This window comes from Bacillus sp. mrc49, assembly GCF_002803435.1.
On sequence record NZ_PHNG01000169.1, the window covers coordinates 1 to 925 of the forward strand.

Annotated in this window: 1 protein-coding gene; it reads right to left on the reverse strand. The window is 46.5% G+C overall.

From position 1 onward, the window contains the following. The coding region (dnaX, locus tag CVN76_RS01175; protein WP_157805417.1) for a DNA polymerase III subunit gamma/tau at window positions 1–925 on the reverse strand (925 nt) is incomplete at both ends.

The window sequence follows — 925 nt, forward strand, 5'->3', positions numbered from 1 at the left end:
TGGTTAGTCCACTTCATATCCTGCTGGGTTTGATTGAAGCTTTCGATAATGGAGTAAATCGTTTCCGAAGCGATCACTTCCGCCAATTCTTTAAATTGGGGATCAATCAATACTCGTTCGAAGGATTCTGCCAGAGCTGGTGCCGTTTGATACAAAAGCATGTCACGGAAATAATAAATCATGTCTTCTATGAACCTGGCCGGGTCTTTCCCCATCGCCAGCAATTCTTCAAGTACCTCTAGGGCCACTGCCACTTCTTTATCATATATCGCTTTTGCCAGCCGACTTAAAAATGCCTGCGAAACTGAACCTGTGACAGTCAATGCATCTTCCACCGTTACAGTCTCCGAACTGAAGGAAATAGCTTGATCAAGCAGGCTCAGTGCATCCCGCATCCCACCTTCGGCTGCCCTGGCTATGATATGCAAGGCTTGTTCATCACACGAAACGCCCGTTTCCGCAATGATTTGTGACATCCTGCCAACTATATCTTGCGGCTGGATCCTTTTAAAATCAAATCGCTGGCAACGGGAAATGATCGTAAGCGGGATCTTATGCGGCTCGGTCGTCGCCAAAATGAAAATAACGTGCTTTGGAGGCTCTTCCAATGTCTTTAGCAGCGCATTGAAGGCACCTTGTGAAAGCATATGTACCTCATCGATGATATAAACTTTATATGTGACCGCGTTCGGTGCATATTTCACTTTATCACGAATGTCACGGATTTCCTCGACGCCATTATTGGATGCTGCATCAATTTCTATCACATCTGATATGGAGCCATCAGTGATTCCGCGGCAGGTAGCACATTCGTTACAGGGCTCGCTTGTCGGGGCATGCTCACAATTCACTGCTTTTGCTAGAATTTTGGCAGCACTCGTTTTCCCTGTTCCTCGTGGACCGGAGAATAAATAGGCGTGCGAAA